We start from the raw sequence: 14,597 nt of genomic DNA, 5'->3' as shown, positions 1-14,597 counted from the left end.
ATCGAAAAATCGCGCCGCCATAGCGCCAAAACGTGGAAAATGGAAGTCAGGACGCAGAACCGAAATAATCACCGGCTGCGACGAGGGCCGCGAAGACGGCATCGAGCTGCTGCGTATCGATGCAATAGGGCGGCATGAGGTAGATGGTGTTGCCGAGCGGCCTTAGCAAGAGGCCGCGTTCCAGGAAGAAGGCACGCAGGCGCGGCGCGAGATCTGACAGATAGCCAGCGTCGGCCGCAACCAGGTCGATCGCCATGATCGTGCCGATCTGGCGCGGGTTGGCGAAGGCGGGGTGGCCGGCCAGCAAGGCCAGCCGATCGGCGATGCCCTGCGCCAGCGCCGCAATCCGTCCACGCACATCCTCTTCGGCCCAGATGGCGAGATTTTCGGCAGCAGCAGCGCAGGCGATCGCGTTCGCGGTGTAACTGGACGAATGGTAGAAGAGGCGCGCCCGGTCGGTCGAGCGATGCGCCTCGAAGATGCGCGGGGTCGCCAGCGTCGCGGCAAGCGGAATGGCGCCGCCGGTAATCCCCTTGGCCACAGCCATGATGTCGGGCACCACGCCCGCTTGCTCGCAGGCGAACAGCGTGCCGGTGCGGCCCCAGCCGGTCATCACCTCGTCCGCGATGAACAGCACATCGTGGCGCGCGCAGATATCGGCCATCGCCCGCAGCACATGCGGCGGATAGATCAGCATCCCACCGGCTCCCAGGATCAGGGGTTCGACGATGAAGGCGGCCGGGTGATCGGCGCAGGCCGTCTCCAGTGCGGCAAGCGTCTCCTGCTCGCGACCGGGATGCGGGAAAGGGACAGTGCCGACATCGAACAGCAGGGGCGTCCAGGCGGCATTATAGACACCGCGCTCACCGATCGACATCGCCCCGATCGTATCGCCATGATAGCTATGTTCCAGCACCAGGATGCGGCTGCGCGCCTCGCCCAGCCCGTCGAGCGCGCGATTATGCCAATAGCCAAGCGCCATCTTGAGCGCCACTTCCACCGCGGTCGATCCGCTGTCGGAAAAGAAGACATGGGCGAGGGGATCGCGGCCCGGCGTCTGTGGCATGAGATCGACCAGGCCGCGCGCCACTGCCTCGGCCGGTTCATGGGTATAGCCCGCGAAGATCAGCTGATCGAGCTGCCCAGCCTGGCGCGCGATGGCCGCGGCGATGCGCGGATGGCAATGGCCATGGGTCGTCACCCACCAACTGGAAATGCCATCGATCAGACTGCTGCCATCGGCCAGATGCAGGATCGCGCCCTCTGCCCGGATGACATGGGGAATAGGCTCGTTGAGGCCGTGCTGGGTGAAGGGGTGCCAGACAGGAGAGGTCATCGGCGTCCCCTACGCCCGATCGGCGGCCAAGGCTATGGCTTGTCCTTGCGATCCACCGGCGAGATGCTGGGTAGCACGGCTGCCGTCGGCACCACGACCGTGGGCACCGCGACATGGATGTCGACCCGGCGATTCTTCGCGCGACCTTCAGGATCGTCGCTGCCATCCTCCTTGGCATTGGGCGCGACCGGCCTGGTTTCGCCCAGCGCGATCAGGCTGATGCGATCCTTGGCGATGCCCTTTTCGACCAGATAGGCCTCTACCGCCTCGGCCCGGATGCGGGAGGCTACGCGATTGTCGCCGTCATTGCCCTTGCTGTCGCTATGGCCGCGCAACGTGATCGCCCCGCCGGTCTTGATCGCCGGGGTTTCGACCAGCGTATCGAGCGCGGCGCGGGCGGCATCGTCCAGCTTCAGCCCGGACGTGCCAAAGGCGATGGTAGCGTCGAGCGGTTCGATCTTCGGCGCTTCGGGTTCGGCCACTTCGGGGCGCAGGATCGAGCGGACCGGCTCGGCGACGTTATCGGCCTCGTTCGCGGCTATATCATTGCCCAACGCATTGGCTGCGTTGGCTACGTTATCAACAGCATTGCCTGCGGGCCGATCACAGGCCGCCAGCATGACGCACAGGGCCAGCGCGGGGGCGAGCCTCCTCATTCCTCCTCTCCTTCCGGTTTCTTGCGGGTCTTTGATGCGGGCGGCACATAGGACAGGATCGTGTCGCCCGGCTGTGGCGTCGGTCGCGACGCATGGGTGAAGAAGCGCATCGTGCCGTTCTTGCGGAGCAGCAGGAGCATGTCGGCATCGGCCGGCAGGTCGGCCTTGGCCGCCTCGAAATCAAACTGGTCGCTGATCCGCGTCTTGCGGAAGGTCCAGCCGGCATCCTCGCGGATCATGATTTCCTCGACGCCGAGGCCTGAATCGAACAGGGCGCGGCCACGCAGCGATTCCGGCAGCGCGCGCGGATCATGATCGTCGCTGGCGTCGCCCAGCTGATAGACATTGTCGCGGCCGACTTCAGGCGCAAACTCGTTGCAGACGAGCGCGTTATAGGCCTCATTCTCCGACGTGGCGGCGAGCACCTGGAACTGGGTCAGGTCCAGCCGCTCCTCGGTCGCCTCCGCCAATATCTCGCCATGATAGGTCGGGATGCCGCCATGGCGGGCGGGGGCCAGACGCTGCCAGCTATTGTCGGCGATCATCACCGGCACCTCCAACTGGCGCAGCTGGGCGGCAAGGCTGAGGCTGAAGGGCGTGGCGCCGACCAGCAGCAGGCCCTTGTCCTGCGCGCCCGTGACCTTGAGCAGCCGGGCGACCGGCTTGATCGAGAAGCCATGGAACAGGATGGTCGCAACCACAATCGAGAAGGACAGGGTGACGAGGATCGCGCCATCGCCATAGCCCAGCCGATCGAGCCGCAGCGCGAACAGGCCGGAAATGGCGACCGCGACGATACCGCGTGGCGCAATCCAGGCGACCAGCAGCCGTTCGTTCCAGGGCACCGGCGAGAAAGCGAGGCTGAGCAGCACCGTCGCCGGGCGGACGACGAACAGCAGCACCAGCAGATAGGCGAGGAAGCGCCATTCGAACTGGCGCAGCACATCAAGGTCGAGCGAGGCCGACAGGATCACGAACACGCCCGAGATCAACAGGACGGTGACATTTTCCTTGAACGGTTGGATGTCGCGCAGGGAATCGAATTTCATGTTGGCGAGCGCCACGCCCATCACCGTGACGGTGACGAGGCCGGTTTCCGCCTGGATGAGGTTGGAGAGAACGAACACGCCGATCACGGCGACCAGCAGGATTGGCGCTTTCAGATATTCCGGCACATGGCCGCGCTGGAACGCCCAGCCGATCGCGCGGGCGGCGAGCCAGCCGATCAGGCCGGCGATGATCGCGGCAGCGACCAGCGACAGAATGACGGCCGCCAGCGTGCTGCCCTCGCTCGACCGACGCAGATATTCGTATGTGGCAAGGCCGAGCAGCGCGCCGACCGGATCGTTGACGATCGCTTCCCATTTGAGGATCGCGCGCGGCCGGGCGGCGACGTTGGACTGGCGCAGCAGCGGCAGCACCACGGTTGGCCCGGTCACCACAAGAATGCCCGCAAACAGGATCGCCACCGGCCAGACGAGGCCCGCGACATAATAAAGGGCGAGCGCGCCCAATATCCATCCGATCGGCGCGCCCAGCACCACCAGCCGGGTGACGGCGCCGTCGGTCTTGCGCAGTTCGCGGAAATTGAGGCTGAGCCCGCCTTCGAACAGGATCAGGGCGACCGCCACCGACACCATGGGTTCGAGCAGTTCGCCAAAAGTGAGTTTGGGATCGATAAGGCCGGTCACCGGGCCACCGATGACGCCGGCGGCGAGCATCAGGGCGATGGCGGGCCAGCCGGTGCGCCAGGCAATCCATTGGGCGCCGATGCCCAATATGCCGATCAGCGCGATTACAAGGGCCTGTTCATGCATGGCCGGGACCATAGACAGGCGAAGCCGCCATGGTCACCCCCTTTATTTTCAACGATCTGGGGAACCGGATCGCAGAGCGGGAATGGCGGGCAAGGGAGAACCCGCCATTCCCGTGGCAAATATGCTTATTGCTGCGGCGGGGTTGCCGGATCAGCCGGGGTCGCCGGGCTGGCGGGCGCGGCCGGTGCCGGCGTGCCGGCGGCAGCCTGAATCCGCTGCTGCAGGGCCGGGTCGGCGGCCGCAGCCTGGCCGATGGCGTTGAACTTTTCGGGCGGAATGCCCTTCGACTGCAGCGCGGCCAGCATCTTGGGCTGCTTTTCCGCGGCGGCAATCGCATTGTCCGACTGGATCTTGGTCACTTCGACGGCGGCGGCCGCGAACTGCTTGATGTCGGCATCGCTGAAGTTGCTGGCGCCGGCGGCGGGGGCCGATGCTGCGGGGGCAGCGGGCGTCTGGGCCGACACGGAATAGGCTGCCAGCAGCGCGACCGACGCGACACCGGTCTTGATGATGTTCGAAAGGTTGAGACCCGTCATGTGCTTCTCCTTGGCTTTGCTACCGCCCAAAGCTGTGGACAAAGCAGGCCGGGGAAAAGTCCGGACAGGATGAAGCGTGGCATTAGAAAGATGGCGGAAAAGTTCCGGTCAGCCTGCCGCGAAGGGGAAACGATCGGTCGTGGGCCTCATTTCCATGCCGCAACGAAAAAGGGCCGCCCGATGAGCGGCCCTTCCCGATTCTGCTTACCAGATCTTCACCCGATCCTTGGGATCGAGATAGATCTTGCCGCCCGGCGCGGGCTTGAACGCATCATACCAGGCGTCGAAATTGCGCACGATGTCGGCGCGATATTGCGACGGCGCATGCGGATCGGTGACCAGGCGCTGGCGCAGATTGGCCTCGCGATAATTACGGCGCCACACCTGTGCCCAGCCCAGGAAGAAGCGCTGGTCGCCGGTCATGCCGTCGATCACCGGCGCGGCCTTGCCGCCCAGCGAGGCATGATAGGCGTCGAGCGCGACGGCCAGGCCGCCCAGATCGCCGATATTCTCGCCCATGGTGAAGGCGCCCTTCACATGCGCGCCGGGGAAGGGCTCATAGGCGTCATATTGAGCGCCGAGCTTGGCGGTCAGCGCCGTGAAATTGGCGACGTCCTGATCGGTCCACCACTGGTTGAGCTTGCCGGTCTCGTCATATTTCGCGCCCTGGTCGTCGAAATGATGGCTGAGTTCATGGCCGATCACCGCGCCGATGCCGCCATAATTGACCGCCGGATCGGCATTCGGGTCAAAGAAGGGCGGCTGTAGGATGGCGGCCGGGAAGACGATCTCGACCATGCCGAAATTGGCATAGGCGTTGATCTCCATCGGGGTCATGCCCCATTCCCAGCGATAGATGGGCTTGCCCAGCTTGCCGATATTATAGTCGAAGTCGAACTGGTTCGCGCGCATCGCATTGCCGAACAGGTCGCCCGATTTGATGGTCAGGCCGCTATAGTCGCGCCAGCGATCGGGATAGCCGATCTTGGGCGTGAAGGCGGCCAGTTTCTTGTGGGCGCGGGCCTTGGCCTCGTCGCTCATCCACGGCAGGCCGTCGATGCGGCGGCCCATAGCGGACAGGACATTCTTGACCAGCTGGTCCATCGCCGCCTTGGTTTCGGGCGGGAAATATTTGGCGACATAGACCTTGCCGACTTCCTCACCCAGCGATTCCTTGAGGAAGGTGACGCCGCGCTTCCAACGTTCCTCGCGCTCGGGCGTGCCCGACAGGGTGGTACCGAAAAAGGCGAAATCGGCGCTGGCGATGTTGTCGGGCAGATAGTCGGCATAGCTGTGGACGCTACGCAGCAGCAGGCTGTCCTTCAGCACGCCGATCGGCGCCTTGGCAATCAGCGCGGCTTCGCCGGTGACGGCGGAGGGCTGGGCGACCAGCAGGTCGGTGGGCTTGAGACCAACGGCGCCGAAATAGGCGGCGAAGTCGAAACCGGGCGCGGCCTTCTGCAGCGCGGCGAGGGTCATCTTGTTATAGGTCTTGTCCGCGTCGCGGCTGTCGACCTGGGTCCAGTGGACCTTGGCGATCTCGGTCTCGAACGCCATCAGCGCGGCGGCGCGCGCCTTGGCATTGGGTTCGCCCAGCAGGGTCAGCATCTGTTCGAGATGGGCGACATAGGCGGTGCGGACCGCCGCCATCTTCTCGCCCTGATCGAGATAATAGTCGCGGTCGGGCAGGCCCAGGCCACCCTGCATCATCGAGAGGATGTAGGTTTCGGGATCCTTGTCGTCCTGGCCGACATAGAAGCGGAACGGGCCGCGCACGCCGGCACGGGCCGCCTTGCCGGACAGGGCTGCATAGGCCTTCAGATCCTTGACCGCGCCGATTTCGGCGAGCCAGGGCTTGATCGGGGCAAGGCCCTTCGCCTCGACGGCCGCCGAGTCCAGATAGGTCGCATAGGCGACGCCGATCTTGCTGTTCGGATCGGTCTTGGCGCCGTCCAATATCTCGCGGGTGCGCTTCTGCGACAGTTCATCCAGCACGGTGAAGGCGCCATAGTTGGACTTGTCCGCCGGGATCGGCGTGTTCTTCAGCCAGGTGCCATTGGCATATTCATAGAAATCGTCGCCGGGCTTGACCGAGCTGTCCATGCCGGCGGTGTCGAAGCCGTAAGTGCCATAGGTCGGCTTGGCGGCCGGGGCAGTGGCGGTCGTGGTGGCGGGCTGGTCGGCATAGGCCACGGTCGCGGCGAGCGCGAGGCCGGTGGCGGCAGCGCCCATCAGGAGGAACTTCATGAAGGCTATTCCCTTGCTTCGTCTGGATCGGACGTCATTCACTCTGTCCGTTCTGGCGGGCAGTTCAACGCCCGTCAAAGCGGCATGTCCATGTCGTTGGTCGAAAATTATCGGCCGTTGAAATTATCGGGAAGGTGTATGTGCGCCCTGAAGGCGGCCGCCAGACTGTCCCGGTCGAGCGGATCGAGCAGCGGCAGGCGCCCCAGGCTGGGGACGCCGGCGATGTGCGGGATGATCCGCTCATTCTCCTCATGCGCATCCCCGATGAAGGCGATGCCGACGACATGGACACCGCGCGCGCGCAGCGCCTCTATGCTGAGCAGGCTGTGGTTGATCGTGCCAAGGCCGGTGCGAGCGCACAGGATTGCGGGCTGGCCCCAATAGGCGAACAGGTCCGCCATCAGCAGGCTTTCGCTGACCGGCACCAGCACGCCGCCGGCCCCTTCCACCACCAGCGGCCCGTCGACCCTGGGCAGGGCCAGGCGATCGAGCGAGATGTCGACGCCATCGATCCGCGCGGCAAGATGCGGCGAGGCCGGCGTGGCGAGGCGATAGGCTTCGGGCAGGATGCGTTCGGGCGGCAGGCCCGACAGGGTGGCAACCCGCTCCTTGTCGCCCTGCGGATCGACGCCGGCCTGGATCGGCTTCCAATAATAGGCACCCAGCGCCGCGGCGAGGCCGGCGGCGAAGACGGTCTTGCCAATGTCGGTATCGGTGCCGGTGACGATCAGGCGGGTCATCGGGCGACCCGGCGCAGCACGTCGCCCAGCGCGATCACATCAGCCCGCCCGACATTGAGCGAGAGCGAGATGCGCAGGCGGCTGGTGCCGGCGGGCACGGTCGGCGGCCGGATGCCACGCACGTCAAAGCCGGCCTCCTGCAAGGCGGCGGCGGCGGCCATGGTGCGCGCATCCTCGCCCAGGATCAGCGGGATGATCTGGCTGCGCGGACGGGGCAGGCCGAGCGGCGCGCAGATCGCCTCGACCGCGTCCTGGCGCAGCGTCGCCAGCCGGTCGCGGCGATTGTCGGCGGTCTCGATCCGGTCGATCGCGGCGGAGGCGGCGACCGCCATCAGCGGTGACGGCGCGGTCGAGAAGATGAAGGGGCGGGCGCGGTTGATGAGATAGTCGATATGGATGCGCGGGCCGCAGATCAGCGCGCCCTCCACGCCCATCGCCTTGCCACAGGTGTGGAGGGTGATGACATTGTGCAGCCCGTCGAGGCCGGCCGACAGGCCGCGCCCGCCGGGACCGAAGACGCCGGTGCCATGGGCTTCGTCCAGCAGCAGCATCGCATCATGGGTGGCGGCCAGCTTGGCGAGATCGCCGAGCGGCGCCATGTCGCCGTCCATCGAATAGAGCGTTTCGACCGCGATCCAGATCCGGCCCTTGCCCCCTTCGGCGCGGAAGGCGGTGATGAGGTCGGCGAAGCTCTGCAGGTCATTGTGACGGGCGAAGACCGCGGTCGCCTTCGACAGGCGGATGCCGTCATGGACACTGGCATGGATCAGTTCGTCCGCGACGATCAGGTCGCCGCGCTGTGGCAGGGTCGCGAACAGCGCCATGTTGGCGAGGAAGCCATTGGCCAGGAACAGCGACGCCTGGGTGCGGAAGAATTCCGCGGCCTTGGCCTCCAGCCCTTCATGTTCGGGGGCATTGCCGCGCAGCAGGCGCGAGCCGCCCGAACCGACCGGCACGCCGCGCGCGACGGCATCGGCAACGGCCTGGCCGATCATCGGATCGGACGCGAGGCCAAGATAGTCGTTGGAGGCAAAATCACGCCCGGCGCGAGGGATCAGGTGGCGCAGGCGCCCCCGCGATTCAAGCGCTGCGAGTTGCGTGCGGAAGGGTTCGCTGCTCATGGCCGCGGGCTATAGGCCCCCACCCCGAGCCGGGCAAGCAAGCGCTTAACTTCGCACATTTCCCGCACATTTTGTCATCTTCATTCAAATGTGGGAAATTTCGTTACAATGCTGTTCGATCGCCGAGGCCGGGCAATATAGGGCGGTGACATGCTGTAGGACAGCATAAGCGGCATATCGGCAAAGGGCAGGCGCCCTGTTGCTTGGTTGCGTCCGCGCTGCGCGGTCGATAGCCTCGGCATCCTCCCTCCCCGACGAGTACCCCGTGTCGATGCGTTCCGTTGCCTGCCGTCTTGCCGTCTTCCTGTTCGCCCTGTTACCCGGTCTGGCCCATGCCCAACCCGCCAATCGGCCGACCCCCGGCTATACGCGGGTGGCGATTGATACGTCGGTCGGGACCATCATCGTGGCGCTCGACCAGCGCCGGGCGCCGCTGACCAGCGCCAATTTCCTGGCCTATGCCGACGACCAGCGGCTCGACGGCACGGTCTTCTACCGGGCGGCGCGGCGCAAGAGCGATCCCAGATATGGGCTGATCCAGGGCGGGATCGATACCGACCTGCGCCGGGCCTTGCCGCCGGTCCGGCATGAGCCGACCAGCCAGACCGGGATCAGGCATCTCGACGCGACATTGTCGATGGCCCGGCCCGACCGGCCCAATTCGGCATCGGGCAATTTCTTCATCACGGTAGGCCCGACGCCGAGGATGGACGCGCAGGGCAGTTCGATCGGCTATGCCGCCTTTGGCCATGTGGTGGCCGGCATGGACGTGGTGCGTCGCATCCTGGCGGTGCCGACCTGTTGCGGCACGGGGCCGATGCGCGGGCAGATGATCGTCAAGCCGATCATCATCCGGCATGTGCGACGGCTGGACGGAAAGGCGCGGCCGACCGGCAAGGTGAAGCCCTGGCTGATCCCGCGGGCCAAGCCGCGCCCGAAGAAGTGAGGGATCAGGCGATCGCCGCCTGACCGCGCATCCAGTCGCGTCCGGCATTGCGCGGCGGCCGGGCGGTGAAGCGCTTCCAGGCCTGTTCGTGGAAGAAGAAGGCGACCGCATTGACCATCGGTTCGACCAGCGCGATGCCGCCGGCCAGCGCGACCGATCCGGTCATCAGATAGGCGACGGTGAAGCCCACGGTCAGGTGGATCGACAAATAGGTGGCGGTCTTGATGAGATCGAGCGACATGGCGGAACCCCTTTGAAAGCTGTTGCCCGATAATTAAGAATTGTTCGCAATAATCGCCAATGGCTTTTCCCGCTGGCTCTGATCGTTCCGGGCGATCAATATGGCGCAGGGAGGATCTTCATGACGGGACGGATCAGGGTCGGCATCGGCGGATGGGTCTATGAACCCTGGCGCGGCAGCTTCTATCCCGTCGGCATGCGCCAGAAGGATGAACTGGCCTATGTCGGCGTGCAACTGACCGCGACGGAGATCAACGCCACCTATTATAGCAGCCAGAAGCCGGCGACCTTTGCCGGCTGGGCGCAGGCGGTGCCCGACGGCTTCCAGTTCGCGGTCAAGGCGTCGCGATTCTGCACCAATCGCCGCGTGCTGGCGGAGGCGGGCGAGTCGATCCAGAAATTCGTCCAGCAGGGGATCGTCGAACTGGGCGACCGGCTGGGGCCGATCCTGTGGCAGTTCATGCCGACCAAGAAGTTTGACCCCGATGATTTCGGCGCCTTCCTGCAATTGTTGCCGGCCAGCGTCGATGGCGTGGCGCTGCGCCATGCGCTGGAGGTGCGGCACGAAAGCTTCGATGATCCGGCCTGCCTGGCGCTGGCACGCGACGCGGGCGTGGCGGTGGTGCTGGCCGATCATGACGATTATCCGGCAATCACCGGCCATGATGTCGGTTTTTCCTACAGCCGGCTGATGCGCAGCCGGGAGGAAGAGGAGACCGGCTATACCGCGACGGACATCGCCGGCTGGGCCGATCGGGCAAAGGCGCAGACGGCGCAGGGCGACGCCTATCTCTTCTACATCAGCGGCGCCAAGGTCCGGAACCCGGCAGCGGCGCGCGCGACCATCATGGCTCTGGAGCAACAGCTGTGACATAATTGCGTTTGATGCAATTGGTATGTCAGGCTTTGCGATTGTTACAATTATGTGAAATCATCATATGGCGCTGCATCCCGATCCGGGATGTCGTTCCAATGATGGAGTCCAATATGCGTCAGGCCTTTCAGGCGACTGCGCTGGTGGTTGCAGTCAGCGTCCAGATGCTGACCTTCTACTCGGTGCTGTACGCTTAAGCGCAGATCGCGCTCATCCTTGTCCCGCCAATGCGGGGCATAAAAAGGCCGCCCAGGGCATATGCCGGGGCGGCGCTTTTGTATCCGGAAACCCTGCCTTCCGGTGGCGGCGAGGGGATCAACCCTCGGCCAGCCAGCCAGCGAGCAGATAGGCCACGACGCCGATCGGGCCCAGGGCGCACAGGGTCAGCAGCACCAAGGCAACCCGGATCAGCGTGACATCCAGCCCGGTGCGGTTGGCGATGCCGGCGCACACGCCCATGATCTTCGCGTTGCGGCGGTCGAGGGTGAAGCTGTTGTTCATGGATCTGGCCTTCAATATTATTTGGGGTGGGAAAGGGGCGGTTGCCCGATCAGGCGATCGGGGCAACCGGAACCGCCGCGCCGACGAACAGGCTGGCGAAGATGACAGCGCCGACAAAGGCAAGGGCGACGCTCTGGAACTTGGCGATGGACATGATACTCACTCCCTAGATATTTGCTGGCCGGACCGTCCGGCCTTGATGCCAGACGATATAGCAGGCGGCGTGCCAGTTTCGATTTTTGGCGGAAATCCGTGGATTCTCTTCAATTTCCCATTTTTCCGTAATGCGAAAAAATCCGATGATTGGGAAAAATTACCGCCAATCGGTGAAAGTTACAGGTAGGCAATGAATAGGCCGTTGCTTTTCGTTTACGGCACGCTGCGGCCGGGCTTTGACGGGCCGATGGCGCATTGGCTGGCCGATCGCGCCGAGTGGGTCGGGGCAGGCTGGATCGACGGGAAACTGTATCAGGTGGCGGATTATCCCGGTTTCGTGCCGGGGGAGGTGGGGCGCGTGCGTGGCGACCTGTTCGCGCTACCCGATGCGGAGGGGATGCTGGCGCGGCTCGACGCCTATGAGGAATGCACGTCCGACGATCCGCAGCCGCATGAATATCGGCGCGAACGCTGTCTGGTGGAAACGCCCGATGGCCCGGTCACGGCCTGGGTCTATCTGTACGCCCTGTCCGTTACCGGACATCGGGTGATCGCCAGCGGCGATTATCTGGCGGAACGCTAATCCGCTGGAACGGATGACTCTGGCCTCTGGACGGGCAGGGGGGGGCTTGCGCCTGCCCGTCCCGGCTGACGATCAGAAATGATAGGCGAGGCCGACCAGGGTCTAGTGCCGATCGAACTTTCCGCCGTCGCCAAGGTCACTATATCGATATTCGATACGCGCGGTGACCTTGTCGGCGACGAAACGCTCGACGCCGGCACCCACGCCCCAGCCGTCGAAACTGTCATGGCCCGACAGGGTGCCATTGGCTTCGCTGAGCGCGATACGGGCGCGCATATTCTCGTAGCTGCCCCGGACATAGAGCAGGGTGTTGCCGCCGACGACATAGCCGGCGCGCGCGCCGATATCGAAGCTGTAATTGGGATCGAGCAGCGATCCGCCGACGCGGGATGCGTCATCGGCGGCGATGTCGAAACCGGCCTCCACGCCGACCACGATCTTGTCGGTAAGCTGATGATCATAACCGGCAAATCCGCCACCGAAGAAGGCATCGCGCGCTTCATGCATGTCGAGGCGACCGACATCGCTGTTGGCGCTGCCGATGCTGTCGCGGTTCCAGCCGGCCTGGACGCCGACATAGGGGCCCTGGAAGCTTTCGGCATGGGCGGTGCCGCAGGCTAGGGCAAGGCCGATGGCTGCCGCGGTGCCGATCATGTTTCTCATCATGTCTATCCCTTTTCCCATTTGTTCGAGATGGGCTCGAAATAGGGAAATGGGCGGGCATGATAAGCCGGCGGCGGCGCACCAGACTGTCTCGTGTTGCGAGACAGTCTGGTGCGCCGCCGATGTGGCAATGCGGGAGGATCAGTCCTGGGGCTGGTCCTTCTTCGGCAAAATCTTCTCGACGATGACGGGCGCCACCGGTGCGGGATCGACCGCGCTCTTGACCAGGCTGTCGAGGTTGGAGCCGTCGAGGCCCAGTTCCTTCATCAGCCCGTCGATCACCGGCGCCTGGGCACGGTAGCGCAGCGCGGCGGACACCGCGGCGCTGGCGAGATTCTGGTCGCCACCGGCGCTCACCAGGCCGTCCGCGCCCGCGCCGCCGCCCTGGCCGGTAAGGCCATCGACCTGCACGATCTTGATCGAGTCGATCGATTCCATCGGCTTGGCCGCTTCGCGCACCAGATCGGGCAACACCTTGAGCAAGGCCAGCTTGGTCTGCAGCGACATCTGGTCGGACGAGAGGAGGTTGGCGGCTTCGTTGACCGCGCGTTGGCCGGCGGCTTCCACCTCGAAGCGGACGCGATCGGCCTCGGCGCGCAGCTTGGCGGCTTCGGCTTCGCCTTCGGCCGCCACGCGTAGCGCTTCGGCCCGATCCGCAGCCGCCTGTTTCTCGGCTTCGGCCTCGACCCGGATCTGGATGGCGGCGCGCTCCGCCTCGCGCGCGGCATCGATCAGTTCGATCCGCTTGGTGCGTTCGGCGATCTCGGTCGCGCGGCTGGTCTGCACCTGTTCCTCGGCGGCGACCGCCTTGGCGCGGGCCTCGTCGGCTTCGGCCTTGGCCTGGCTTTCCTCGCGGCTCTTGTTCTGGACCGCGATCTGCTGTTCTTGGCGCGCCAGTTCGAGCGCCTGGGCCTGGGCGATCTTGGCCTGCTGCACGGCACGGTCGGCCTCGATCTGCTGGCTGTCGACCAGCTTCTTCGCCTCGATCCGCGCCTGGTCGGCTTCCTGGCTGCGCAGCGACTGTTCGCGGGCGACTTCGGCGATCTGGGCGGCGCGGCGCATCTCGACCTCGCGCTCCTGTTCCAGCCGGGCAAATTCGGCGTCGCGGGCGATCAGCAGGGACTGGCGCTCGGCCTCCAGATTCTTGGTTTCGATCTGGATGCGGGTTTCCTGCTCGATGTCGTTGCGGGACTTCTTGCGCAGTTCGATCTGTTCGGTGAGCTTGGTCAGGCCCTCGGCATCGAAGGCGTTGTTGGCGTTGAAATGCTCGATCGAGGTCTGGTCGAGGCCGGTGAGCGAAACGCTCTCCAGTTCGAGGCCGTTCATCGCAAGGTCGACCGAGGAGACCTGCTGCACCTTCTGCACGAAATCGCCGCGCTGTTCGTGCAGCTGATTCATCGTCATGCCGGCCGCGACCGAACGCAGCGCGTCGACAAACTTGCCTTCGACCAGTTCCTTCAGGGCTTCGGGATTCATGGTGCGCATGCCCAGCGTCTGCGCGGCGGTGGCGATCGACTGGGCATCGGGCTTCACGCGGACATAGAATTCCGCCTTCACGTCGATGCGCAGGCGATCGAGCGTGATCAACGCGTCGCTATTCTTGCGCTCGACGGCCAGGCGGACAGTGTTCATGTTGACCGGCATGGTTTCGTGGAAGATCGGCAGCACCAGCGCGCCGCCGTTCATCACCACCTTTTCCCCGCCGAAGCCGGTGCGGACAAAGCCGATTTCCTTGGATGCGCGCTTGTAGAGGCGGGCGATGACGATGCCCAGCACGATCAGGACGAGCAGGCCGCTGCCGGCGATCATCGCATAGGGCAGGATGGAGAAACTCTCCTGCACGGCGGGAAGATTCATGACTCTCTCCTAGAGACGGGGCAGATAATGGTCGCCATGCGAGATGGCGCGGAACAGATGCTCTTCGCGGCGCACGAGCAGGATGGTCTCGCCTTCCTCCAGCACCTGGCCATCATTGTCGGGCTCCACCATGACATAATGGGCCTGGCCATGATGATCCTCGACCCGCGCGCGGGCAGGGGAATTGCTGGTCGCGCGGCCGGTGACGATGCGGGCGCGACTGCCGACCAGATGGTCGAGCGGAATGGCCGTGCTGTGGTCGCGGGGCAGCAGCGGCGCGAGCAGGCGGGCGGCAAGGCCGGTGGCGGGCAGGGCGGCGGCGCC

At 65.0% G+C, this 14,597-nt stretch carries 16 protein-coding genes; 4 read left to right on the top strand and 12 right to left on the bottom strand.

The features are described from left to right. Positions 1–46: 46 nt before the first annotated feature. From A0U87_RS11965 to A0U87_RS11935, 7 genes are all read right to left on the bottom strand, one after another. Complete coding sequence (locus A0U87_RS11965; protein WP_010339537.1) at positions 47–1,336, bottom strand: adenosylmethionine--8-amino-7-oxononanoate transaminase; 1,290 nt, start codon at positions 1,334–1,336, stop codon at positions 47–49. A 32-nt stretch (positions 1,337–1,368) separates the two neighbouring features. Then, entirely contained in the window at positions 1,369–1,992 is a 624-nt protein-coding gene (locus A0U87_RS11960) for an OmpA family protein (protein WP_010339536.1), read from the bottom strand. Further along, on the bottom strand, positions 1,989–3,821 hold the full coding sequence (locus A0U87_RS11955) for a sodium:proton antiporter (protein WP_010339535.1): 1,833 nt from the start codon (positions 3,819–3,821) through the stop codon (positions 1,989–1,991). The genes A0U87_RS11960 and A0U87_RS11955 overlap by 4 nt, the downstream gene beginning before the upstream one ends. Positions 3,822–3,934: 113 nt before the next feature. Further along, positions 3,935–4,345, bottom strand: coding sequence for a DUF4168 domain-containing protein (locus tag A0U87_RS11950; protein WP_004208769.1), 411 nt, complete (start codon positions 4,343–4,345; stop codon positions 3,935–3,937). Between the two features lie 204 nt (positions 4,346–4,549). After that, positions 4,550–6,592: a M13-type metalloendopeptidase gene (locus A0U87_RS11945; RefSeq protein WP_048939422.1), complete on the bottom strand. Its 2,043-nt coding sequence runs from the start codon at positions 6,590–6,592 to the stop codon at positions 4,550–4,552. 107 nt (positions 6,593–6,699) lie between these two features. Further along, positions 6,700–7,332, bottom strand: a complete 633-nt coding sequence (bioD, locus tag A0U87_RS11940) for a dethiobiotin synthase (RefSeq protein WP_010339533.1) — start codon at positions 7,330–7,332, stop codon at positions 6,700–6,702. Beyond that, positions 7,329–8,453 (bottom strand): 8-amino-7-oxononanoate synthase, encoded by a 1,125-nt coding sequence (locus A0U87_RS11935; protein WP_017499660.1) that lies wholly within the window; start codon positions 8,451–8,453, stop codon positions 7,329–7,331. The genes bioD and A0U87_RS11935 overlap by 4 nt, the downstream gene beginning before the upstream one ends. Positions 8,454–8,724: 271 nt before the next feature. On the opposite strand from A0U87_RS11935, the gene A0U87_RS11930 reads away from it, so the two are divergent. After that, entirely contained in the window at positions 8,725–9,399 is a 675-nt protein-coding gene (locus A0U87_RS11930; RefSeq protein WP_048939421.1) for a peptidylprolyl isomerase, read from the top strand. A 4-nt stretch (positions 9,400–9,403) separates the two neighbouring features. Here A0U87_RS11930 and A0U87_RS11925 read toward each other — a convergent pair whose 3' ends face one another. After that, positions 9,404–9,640, bottom strand: coding sequence for a DUF2061 domain-containing protein (locus tag A0U87_RS11925; protein WP_017499658.1), 237 nt, complete (start codon positions 9,638–9,640; stop codon positions 9,404–9,406). 120 nt (positions 9,641–9,760) lie between these two features. Here A0U87_RS11925 and A0U87_RS11920 point away from each other — a divergent pair, with 120 nt between their 5' ends. Then, positions 9,761–10,510, top strand: a complete 750-nt coding sequence (locus A0U87_RS11920; protein WP_048939420.1) for a DUF72 domain-containing protein — start codon at positions 9,761–9,763, stop codon at positions 10,508–10,510. Positions 10,511–10,828: 318 nt separating this feature from the next. Here A0U87_RS11920 and A0U87_RS11915 read toward each other — a convergent pair whose 3' ends face one another. Then, entirely contained in the window at positions 10,829–11,014 is a 186-nt protein-coding gene (locus tag A0U87_RS11915; RefSeq protein WP_004208760.1) for a PspC domain-containing protein, read from the bottom strand. On the opposite strand from A0U87_RS11915, the gene A0U87_RS26195 reads away from it, so the two are divergent. Both A0U87_RS26195 and A0U87_RS11910 read left to right on the top strand, forming a co-directional pair. Then, positions 11,007–11,357 carry a hypothetical protein gene (locus A0U87_RS26195; RefSeq protein ID WP_170978393.1) on the top strand — a complete coding sequence of 117 codons (351 nt, stop codon included), beginning with the start codon at positions 11,007–11,009 and terminating at the stop codon, positions 11,355–11,357. The two genes, A0U87_RS11915 and A0U87_RS26195, sit on opposite strands and share 8 nt — an antisense overlap. A gap of 3 nt (positions 11,358–11,360) precedes the next feature. Next, the gene (locus A0U87_RS11910) at positions 11,361–11,753 is read left to right on the top strand and encodes a gamma-glutamylcyclotransferase family protein (RefSeq protein ID WP_048939419.1); all 393 of its coding nucleotides are present in this window, start codon (positions 11,361–11,363) and stop codon (positions 11,751–11,753) included. 102 nt (positions 11,754–11,855) lie between these two features. Here A0U87_RS11910 and A0U87_RS11905 read toward each other — a convergent pair whose 3' ends face one another. From A0U87_RS11905 to A0U87_RS11895, 3 genes are all read right to left on the bottom strand, one after another. Then, positions 11,856–12,419: a porin family protein gene (locus A0U87_RS11905; RefSeq protein ID WP_048939418.1), complete on the bottom strand. Its 564-nt coding sequence runs from the start codon at positions 12,417–12,419 to the stop codon at positions 11,856–11,858. Positions 12,420–12,557: 138 nt separating this feature from the next. Beyond that, on the bottom strand, positions 12,558–14,273 hold the full coding sequence (locus tag A0U87_RS11900; RefSeq protein ID WP_048939417.1) for a flotillin domain-containing protein: 1,716 nt from the start codon (positions 14,271–14,273) through the stop codon (positions 12,558–12,560). A gap of 9 nt (positions 14,274–14,282) precedes the next feature. Next, positions 14,283–14,597 (bottom strand): OB-fold-containig protein (locus tag A0U87_RS11895; protein ID WP_137405595.1); only part of this gene is annotated, 315 nt, incomplete at its 5' end.

Source organism: Sphingobium sp. MP9-4 (assembly GCF_005281675.1).
In the GTDB taxonomy this organism is placed as follows: Bacteria; Pseudomonadota; Alphaproteobacteria; order Sphingomonadales; family Sphingomonadaceae; genus Sphingobium; species Sphingobium yanoikuyae.
Note: the sequence above shows the minus strand (reverse complement) of the source record. Positions and strands in the feature narration are given on the sequence as shown.